This window comes from Pseudoalteromonas ardens (assembly GCF_030125445.1).
Lineage (GTDB): Bacteria > Pseudomonadota > Gammaproteobacteria > Enterobacterales > Alteromonadaceae > Pseudoalteromonas > Pseudoalteromonas ardens.
This window is the reverse complement of record NZ_JASJUV010000002.1, coordinates 1222434-1230092: the sequence shown is the minus strand read 5'-3', so window position 1 is coordinate 1230092 and position 7659 is coordinate 1222434. Positions and strand designations below refer to the sequence as shown.

General features: G+C 49.2%; 7 protein-coding genes. All 7 read left to right on the top strand.

Annotation, left to right across the window (positions count from 1 at the left end; translation table 11 throughout):
• The coding region (locus QNM19_RS10425; protein WP_284026673.1) for a FimV/HubP family polar landmark protein at positions 1 to 1566 on the top strand (1566 nt) is incomplete at its 5' end.
• Between the two features lie 94 nt (positions 1567 to 1660).
• Positions 1661 to 2458: a tRNA pseudouridine(38-40) synthase TruA gene (gene truA / locus QNM19_RS10420; RefSeq protein WP_010382734.1), complete on the top strand. Its 798-nt coding sequence runs from the start codon at positions 1661 to 1663 to the stop codon at positions 2456 to 2458.
• A gap of 166 nt (positions 2459 to 2624) precedes the next feature.
• On the top strand, positions 2625 to 3500 hold the full coding sequence (gene accD / locus QNM19_RS10415) for an acetyl-CoA carboxylase, carboxyltransferase subunit beta (RefSeq protein WP_010382732.1): 876 nt from the start codon (positions 2625 to 2627) through the stop codon (positions 3498 to 3500).
• Between the two features lie 21 nt (positions 3501 to 3521).
• Positions 3522 to 4784: a bifunctional tetrahydrofolate synthase/dihydrofolate synthase gene (gene folC / locus QNM19_RS10410; protein ID WP_284026672.1), complete on the top strand. Its 1263-nt coding sequence runs from the start codon at positions 3522 to 3524 to the stop codon at positions 4782 to 4784.
• Between the two features lie 12 nt (positions 4785 to 4796).
• Positions 4797 to 5495, top strand: a complete 699-nt coding sequence (locus QNM19_RS10405; RefSeq protein WP_284026671.1) for an SPOR domain-containing protein — start codon at positions 4797 to 4799, stop codon at positions 5493 to 5495.
• A gap of 61 nt (positions 5496 to 5556) precedes the next feature.
• Positions 5557 to 6051, top strand: a complete 495-nt coding sequence (locus QNM19_RS10400) for a CvpA family protein (RefSeq protein WP_010382727.1) — start codon at positions 5557 to 5559, stop codon at positions 6049 to 6051.
• Between the two features lie 18 nt (positions 6052 to 6069).
• A complete protein-coding gene (gene purF / locus QNM19_RS10395; protein WP_284026670.1) occupies positions 6070 to 7596 on the top strand; it encodes an amidophosphoribosyltransferase in 1527 nt (508 codons plus the stop codon).
• The last annotated feature ends 63 nt before the right edge of the window (positions 7597 to 7659 follow it).

Here is a 7659-nt window from a genome sequence, read left to right as displayed (position 1 = left end):
ACACCAGAAGAGTTGCTAGCGGATGAGGCGCTGGCGGATGAAGACTTCCCCGCGTTCGAAGAAGACGATGCGCTAGAAGCGATGGAGGCGGAGCCGGCAGTCGCGGAGCCAGAGGCTGAAGAGGTATCTTCAGAAGACGCCGAGACACCAGAAGAGTTGCTAGCGGATGAGGCGCTGGCGGATGAAGACTTCCCCGCGTTCGAAGAAGACGATGCGCTAGAAGCGATGGAGGCGGAGCCGGCAGTCGCGGAGCCAGAGGCTGAAGAGATATCTTCAGAAGACGCCGAGACACCAGAAGAGTTGCTAGCGGATGAGGCGCTGGCAGACGAAGACTTCCCGGCATTTGATGAAGATGATGTGATCGAAGCAATGGATGCGGAGCCCGCAGCGGCGGAGCCAGAGGTCCAAGAGGTCTCTTCAGAAGAAGCCGAAACACCAGAAGAGTTGCTAGCGGATGAGGCGCTGGAAGACGAAGACTTCCCGGCATTTGATGAAGATGACGCCCTTGAAGAAATAGAGGCTGAGCCAGTAGCGGCAGAGCCGGAGGCTGAAGCGGCACCTTCAGAAGCAGAAGAAACAGCAGAAGAGTTGCTAGTGGACGAGGCGCTGGAAGACGAAGACTTCCCGGCGTTCGAAGAAGATGATGCTTTAGAAGCGATGGAGGCAGAGCCAGCAGCGGCAGAGCCGGAGGCTGAAGCGGCACCTTCAGAAGCAGAAGAAACAGCAGAAGAGTTGCTAGCGGATGAGGCGCTGGTAGACGAAGACTTCCCTGAGTTCAATGAAGAAGATGCACTCAGTGCCATGGCGTCGGAGCCTGAAGGGGAACTGGAGCTTGAAGATCTGGAGGATGACTTATCCGATCTGATGCTTACAGATGACGATTTGACCGAGCTGGCGCAAAGCAACCCAGAAGAAGCCGATGTCTCTGAAGAACCTGAGCTCACACAAGAGCCAGATGCATTTTTGGATGAGCTGGGTGAGCTGGCCGATGAGGATGACGCAGACGAAACGTCAGAGCCTGAAATCAATATAGACGAAGCGGCCATAGAAGATGAGTTTCTTGCAGAGCTCAATGACACTGATTTCAGTGCCTTACTCGATGAGTCTGCGGAGCCGGATACCTCCGAAGTGGTCTTGTCAGAGGAACCTGAGCTGGATTTTGACGCGTTATTGAGTGAAGAGCTGGCACAGGATCTGGAAATTGAGAATATCGATGAGCCAGCTGACAGTGATCTCGTCGACAGCGAAACGGCTGCGGCAGAAGGGGACTTCCTGGAGATAGACGATTTGCTTTCGCAAAGCGAAGATGAGCCGGCACAGGAAGAGCCCTATCAATCTCCGGATATGGATGTGGGATTGGGAGACTTTGAAGAGCTGCTGGCCGGTGAAAATGCCACTGATGTTGACCTCGAAGAGGGTGGCTATGCCGCCAAACTTGACCTGGTTCGTGCCTACATTGAAATTGGCGATTTTGATTCGGCGCAAAACGCCGTTGAAGAAATTCTTGCTGATGGGCCAGAGTCGGTACAGGCTGAAGCGCAGGCACTCCAAAAGCAGATCAAATAAGCCGTCAGCCACGAGTGGTACGATGAAGTTGGTATTATCGGCGGCGATCGCATAAAATGCGCGGCTAAGTTCGAAATGAGAGTTTGAGTAGTTTATGCGTGTAGCTTTGGGGATTGAATACAATGGTGGTAATTACAGTGGCTGGCAACGTCAGTGTAATGTAAATAGTGTTCAGGAGGAGCTGGAGACAGCCCTGTCTAACATTTGTAATCACAAGGTTGACGTGGTCTGTGCCGGGCGAACAGATGCGGGTGTGCATGCTACCGGTCAGGTCATCCATTTCGATACCCACGCTGACAGGGATATGAAAGCATTCACACTCGGTGTGAACTCTCAGCTGCCTGACGACATTGCCGTGCGCTACGCCACACCGGTCCATGACGAGTTCAGTGCTCGCTTTAGTGCAACGGCAAGACGCTACCGCTACGTGATTTACAATAGTGTCAATCGCCCGGGCATTTTACGCAGCGGCGTGACCCATTACTATCATCCGCTGGATGCAGAATTGATGCAGGCAGCTTGCCCTGTGATGATTGGCGAGCATGATTTCTCTTCTTTTCGGGCAGTCCATTGCCAGTCAAATTCGCCGTGTCGCAATATCCATCATTTACAGGTAGACCGGTTTGGCGACTACATTGTTATTGATGTTAAAGCCAACGCATTTTTGCATCACATGGTGCGCAACATCACGGGATGTTTGATGGATATCGGGGTGGGCAAGTACCCGCCGGAGTGGATGGCTGAGTTATTACGTATCAAAGACCGTACTCAGGCCAGCGCGACTGCGAAACCGAATGGCTTGTATCTGGTCGATGTGGATTATCCTGAGCGCTGGCAGATCCCGTCAACACCTGCCGGACCGCTGTTTTTACCAGAAGTGACTATCCGCTAATTTAGTTGAATAATGACTAAAGCAAAACTGAGCGCGAGCGTCTTAATCATTTGATACAACTAAGACCAGTTTTTTATATCACTGATGTCTTAATCATGTTTTAATTGAGAAAATATGTCTGCTATTTGCAGAGAGCGACACAGATTGAGCACTAAGAGAGTTGCAAATGAGTTGGTTAGAAAAAATCTTACCTAAAACGGCTAAATCGACGGGCAAAAAAGAGATCCCTGAAGGCGTTTGGGCAAAATGTACAGACTGCGATTCAATCCTGTACAAAGCGGAGTTGGAAAAGTCATTACACGTTTGTCCTAAGTGTGATCATCACATGCGCATCAGCGCACGTAAGCGTCTGGAGAGTTTCCTGGACGATGGTGGTCGCGTCGAGCTGGGTACGCAGCACGAGCCAAAGGACGTACTCAAGTTTAAAGATTCGAAAAAGTACTCAGATCGTATCACTGCGGCACAAAAAGTCAGTGGCGAGAAAGATGCCCTGGTAGCTATGAAAGGTACCCTTAAAGGTATCCCAGTTGCTGCCGTTGCGTTTGAGTTTTCATTTATGGGTGGATCAATGGCCTCTGTCGTTGGTGCGCGTTTTGTCGATGCTGTGAACGAGTGTCTTGAGCACAATATGCCGCTGGTTTGTTTTTCAGCGTCAGGTGGTGCACGTATGCAGGAAGCCCTGATGTCATTGATGCAGATGGCTAAAACCAGCGCAGCTTTGGCTAAGATGAGTGAGCGTGGCTTGCCTTTTATTTCAGTGATGACTGACCCGACCATGGGGGGTGTTTCCGCGTCTCTGGCCATGCTGGGCGACATCAACGTGGCTGAGCCTAAAGCACTGATCGGTTTTGCGGGTCCACGCGTTATTGAGCAGACGGTACGTGAAACCTTACCTGAAGGTTTCCAGCGTAGTGAATTCCTGCTGGAGCACGGTGCAGTTGACATGATCATCGACCGTCGTGAAATGCGTGACTCACTGGCACGTATTCTGGCCAAGTTCATGAACTTGCCTTCTACCGAACAAGAGCATAGAGTAGCGTAAATTTTTTAATTTGAGCGCACTATGTCAAAGACTACACCAAGCCAATCATCGACTCTGAATGATTGGCTTTGTTATTTAGAGCAGTTACATCCCGCCAACATTGCAATGGGCCTGGAGCGCGTAGCGCAGGCTGCCAACAATATCGACCTGCTTAACAGCAGCAGTAAAATCATTCTTATTGGTGGCACTAATGGCAAAGGCACAACGGCTCGTTGCCTCGAAGCCATGTTGCTGGCACAAGGTTTCAGTGTTGGTACGTATGCCTCCCCGCACTTAATCCACTATAACGAGCGTGTTCGGATCAATGGTAAAACTTTACCTGATCAGTCACATGTTGATGCCTTCTATGCATTGGATCAGGGCCGTGGAGAGGTTGAGCTGACTTTCTTTGAGTACGGCACATTGGGGGCATTATGGCTGTTTAAGCAGCACGCGGTGGATTACGTGCTCCTTGAAGTGGGTCTGGGTGGGCGTTTTGACGCGACCAATATTGTCACCCCTTATGCCAGTGTGATTACCACTATCGATCTCGATCACAAGGAATATCTCGGTGATACACGAGAGTTAGTGGGCTATGATAAAGCCGGTATTTTTCGCACAGACACACCTGCAATTGTAGGCGACCTGGAGATTCCGCATACGGTGACGGACTATGGTGAGGAAATTAACGCAGAACTCATTCTGTCAAAACGCGATTTCCACTTTACGCCCTTGCCCGATGGGTTGCGCTGGCAATATGGTGAGCATGACCTGACACTGGCACAGCCTGCCATCCCAGCGCAAAACGTGGCAACAGCGTTAACCGTCCTTGCCCGGCTTAATTTAATGCCCGATGCCGAGCTGGTAAAGCAAACTCTGGCTGAGTTACAAGTCGAAGGGCGGTTTATGCAGCTTAGCCAGCAGCCATTGATTTACACCGATGTGGCGCATAATCCGGAATCGGCCCGTTACCTAAGAACGCAATTAATGCGTTTGAAAAATCAGGGCTTTAAAATTCATGCCTTAGTCGCTATGCTTGCTGATAAGGATAAAGCGAGCGTGATTGATGCCCTGTCAGATGTGGTGGAAAAATGGAGCTGTGCGTCTTTGGAAGGTCCCCGTGGCGAGCATGCTGAGCAGCTACTCACCTTGTTGCCTGCAGCGCATAGTGAGCACAGTCAGGTATTTCCGAGTGTCGACTCGGCCCTGCAAAGTCTGCTTCCTCAGCAACACCAGGACACGGCACTGATCATATTTGGCTCATTTGTGACTGTGGCTGCGGCCATGCAGTACTTTGAACAGTAGAGAGCAATAGTTGTGAACTCAGGATTTATTAACCGACTGGTCGGCACCTGCATTGTTGTGATTGCAGCGGTGGTGTTTATACCCAATATTCTGGATGGCGAAAAAGTCCATTATAAGGAGGGATTTAAGCCTATCCCGGAGCGCCCTGAGTTCTCAACCATAGAATTAAAGACACGGATCGATGAACGTGCATCACTGGCCACTGAGCCGATGGCGGAAGTAGTTGAAGACATCAAAGCAGATGATGCCAAGTTAAGTACTGATTTATCTGTGCCTGAATCGAATGAGGCAGTGTCCGAAACTGCGCATACAGACCATCTTGAGGTGGATCAAACCACCACTGTGAGTGAAGTCACTGTGCAGCCTGAGCCAACTGTGCCAGCAGTTGAATCAAGTTCGGCACCAACAGTCACACCTGAGGTAAAAAGCGAGCCGCTAACGCGCCCTGAGGCGTCTAACTTTACGCAAATGGCCTATGTGATCCAGCTCGGTAGCTTCTCACATAAGTCCAATGTCGAAGCGCTGACGAAAAAGCTTACCCAAAATGGTTTCAAGACCTTTACCCGTCCGGTGAAAACGCCCAATGGAACTTTAACGAAAGTGTTTGTCGGACCAGATTTAAATAAAGCAAAACTCGAAGCTAAGCTCCCAGAATTAAAGAAATTAACTAAGTTGAATGGCCGCCTGACTCAATTTACCGTGGTAAAATGATCTGGTAATTGATGGGCGTGTCTTATAGAATGCGCCCCAAATTAACGACTTATTGGTTTATATGATCTGGGTTGATTACGCCATCTTTGCAATTGTCGGTATTTCGACAGTGTTTGGCCTGATGAGAGGTTTTGTGAAAGAAACCATGTCACTCGTGGTTTGGATCGGTGCCTTTTTCATATCCAGCTTATTCTACCAATATCTTGCAACCTTCCTGACCTTCATTTCAGAACCCCTTTTAAGAAATGCCGCCGCAATCGCCATACTTTTCATTGCGACACTTGTGTTAGGTGGGTTTGTCAATTATATCTTAGGTGAACTCGTACAGCGTACGGGCTTGTCTGGTACCGATCGCCTGGTTGGCATTGTGTTCGGTGCGATGCGGGGCGTGCTGGTCGTTAGCGCCACGTTGTTTTTTCTGGATGCCTTCACCAAAGCCCCCGATACATCGTGGTGGCAGGCATCCCAAGTAATCCCTGAATTTGGCTTTGTAATAGAATGGTTTTTTTCCTATCTAGAACATAACTCAAGCTTTTTGAATTCAGCAAACCGTTAATCGGCGAGGAAATTTTTAATGTGTGGTATCGTTGGGATAGTCGGAACATCTCCTGTTAATCAGGCGATTTATGACGGCTTAACTGTTTTGCAACACCGTGGCCAAGATGCAGCCGGCATCATTACCATTGACAACAATACGTTCAGCTTGCGCAAGGCCAATGGCCTGGTAAAAGACGTGTTTCATACCCGTCATATGAAGCGTCTGCAGGGTAACATCGGCATAGGGCATGTGCGTTATCCTACTGCTGGCTCTTCTAGTTCGGCAGAAGCTCAGCCGTTCTATGTGAATTCACCGTTTGGCATCGCGATGGCGCATAACGGTAATTTAACCAATGCGGAAGAGCTAAAAGAGCGTTTGTTCACTAAAGCACGTCGTCATGTAAATACAACGTCTGACTCTGAAGTGCTGCTGAATATCCTGGCTTATGAGTTAGGTCGTAACGATAAAATGAAGCTGGATGCGGCGGATATGTTTAACGCCATCAGCGAAGTTAACCAACAGGCATCTGGTGGTTACGCGACCATCGCGATGATCATTGGTCATGGTATTCTGGCTTTTCGTGATCCGCACGGCATTCGCCCATTGGTATTTGGTAAGCGCGAAACGGAACGTGGTGTTGAATACATGTTCGCTTCTGAAAGTGTGGCTTTGTCTATCGACGGGTTTGAATTCGTTCGTGACGTTGCGCCGGGTGAAGCCATCTATGTAACTGAAGACGGTCAGTTCTTTTCGCAGATCTGTGCTGACAAAACCATGCACGCGCCGTGTATTTTTGAATTTGTGTACTTCGCACGTCCGGATTCGAACATCGACAATATGTCGGTTTATGCAACTCGTGTGAACATGGGTACTAAGCTGGGTGAAAAAATCAAGCATGAGTGGGCTGACAAAGACATTGATGTCGTCATCCCTATTCCAGAAACTTCCTGTGATATTGCGTTGGAAATCGCGTCCGTACTAGAGTTACCTTATCGTCAGGGGTTTGTGAAAAACCGCTATATTGGCCGTACTTTCATTATGCCAGGTCAAGAACAACGGAAAAAATCGGTACGCCGTAAGTTAAATGCCATTGACAGAGAATTTGCCGGTAAAAATGTACTGCTGGTGGATGATTCTATTGTACGTGGTACCACATCTGCACAGATCGTTGAAATGGCACGTGATGCAGGCGCTAAAAATGTTTACTTTGCATCGGCAGCCCCTGAAGTACGTTTCCCGAATGTCTATGGTATCGATATGCCCTCGGCTGCGGAACTCATCGCGCACGGTCGCGACGTAGAAGATATCAATGCCAGCATCGGGTCAGATGGCCTGATCTACCAGTCTATTTCGGATCTGAAAGATGCGGTTGCGCTTGAGAATCCAGATATCACACGTTTTGAAACCTCGGTGTTTGACGGCCAGTACATCACCGGCGACGTCAATCAGGATTACCTGAATCGTATTGATGCACTGCGTAACGACTCGGCAAAATCGACACGTGAAAAAGCGATGTCGGCCAGTCTGGAACTGCATAATCAGGAAACGGGTGAAGGCGAATAATCTTGCCTAGTTGGTTTAAAAAAAGGGCCGCTATTGCGGCCCTTTTTGTTAGATTTCTATAGG

What these genes read in the sequence shown, in the direction of transcription:
- folC (WP_284026672.1), top strand. Translation starts at nt 3,522, where the DNA reads ATGTCAAAGACTACACCAAGCCAATCATCGACTCTGAATGATTGGCTT.
- truA (WP_010382734.1), top strand. Translation starts at nt 1,661, where the DNA reads ATGCGTGTAGCTTTGGGGATTGAATACAATGGTGGTAATTACAGTGGC.
- accD (WP_010382732.1), top strand. Translation starts at nt 2,625, where the DNA reads ATGAGTTGGTTAGAAAAAATCTTACCTAAAACGGCTAAATCGACGGGC.
- purF (WP_284026670.1), top strand. Translation starts at nt 6,070, where the DNA reads ATGTGTGGTATCGTTGGGATAGTCGGAACATCTCCTGTTAATCAGGCG.
- QNM19_RS10400 (WP_010382727.1), top strand. Translation starts at nt 5,557, where the DNA reads ATGATCTGGGTTGATTACGCCATCTTTGCAATTGTCGGTATTTCGACA.